1 protein-coding gene is annotated in these 1,171 nt (G+C 33.9%); it reads left to right on the top strand.

The annotated features are described in order from the left end of the window. Positions 1–237 precede the first annotated feature (237 nt). Positions 238–639, top strand: a complete 402-nt coding sequence (locus tag DMC01_RS12510; protein WP_142694511.1) for a hypothetical protein — start codon at positions 238–240, stop codon at positions 637–639. Positions 640–1,171: the final 532 nt, after the last annotated feature.

Genomic DNA, 1,171 nt, shown 5'->3' with positions numbered 1-1,171 from the left:
AGTTTAAAAGGCTTAAATTTAAGTTTTTGTTTTTGAAAACTTAGATTTAAACCTTTATTTTTTTACTTGAATTTAAAGTTTTATTTGAATTCAAGCCCTTGATTTTTAACTTTTTTCAAGCCCTTGCTTGTAAGCTTGAATTTAAAGCTTTCTTTGAATTCAAGACCTAATTTTAAGCTTGTTTCTTGACACCTTTTAAGTGTTAATTTTAAGGCAAACAGTTTAAAGCTGTGAATTTTGCTTTGTAGCAAATATCCTTTAATACATTTTGCTATGCAAAATACCCACCCACACCCAACGGGTTGCAAGCCTTGCGAAGCAAAAACCCCACCTCCGCAAGGGAAGGGGGCTTTAAAAGACGAACTTTCCGCACAACAGGGGGCTTTGGATAACGCCACTTCACAAGGGGCTTTGCCTGCGGTTGTGGATTGCCACGCCGATAAATCGGCTCGCAATGACGAGCTACCGCAAAATTCACAAAACGCCCAAAATACCCACCCCACCCAACGGGTTGCAAGCCTTGCGAAGCAAAAACCCCTCCGCAAGGGAGGGGGCTTACTGTGTTGCCCTCCGCAAAACAGAGGGAACCTTGCTTTGTTTATAAAACAAAGCCTTGTTAAAATTCAAGGCTCATTTTAAAAGGCTTAAATTTAAGTTTTTGTTTTTGAAAACTTAGATTTAAGCCTTTGCTTGTTTGCTTGAATTTAAAGCTTTCTTTGAATTCAAGACTTTGATTTTTAACTTTTTTAAGCCTATGTTAAATTCAAGCCTTGAAATTTTTTTGCTTTATTCTTTGTTTTAAGCTTGAAACTTTTAAATTCAAGCCTTGCTGTTTAAATACTTTAAATTCAAAGTTTTTGTTTAAATTCAAGCCTCGAATTTTTGCCTTTGAGTTTCTTTAACTTAAATTCAAGCTTAAATTTAAATCTTTACTTTGAATTCAAACCCTTTGCTTTTGGCTTTGAAAACTCTGTTAGAATTCAAAACTCAGTTTAAAAGGCTTAAATTTAAGTTTTTGATTTTTAAAACTTAGATTTAAACCCTTGCTTTTTTGCTTGAATTTAAAGCTTTCTTTGAATTCAAGCCCTAATTTTAAGCTTCTTTCTTAACACCTTTTTTAAGTGCTAATTTTAAAGCAAACGGTTTAAAGCTGTGAATTTTGCTTTGTAGC

Origin of the sequence: Campylobacter troglodytis (assembly GCF_006864425.1) — a bacterium.
In the GTDB taxonomy this organism is placed as follows: Bacteria; Campylobacterota; Campylobacteria; order Campylobacterales; family Campylobacteraceae; genus Campylobacter_D; species Campylobacter_D troglodytis.
The sequence above is the reverse complement of the archived record's forward strand: the minus strand, read 5'-3'. Positions and strand labels throughout refer to the sequence as shown.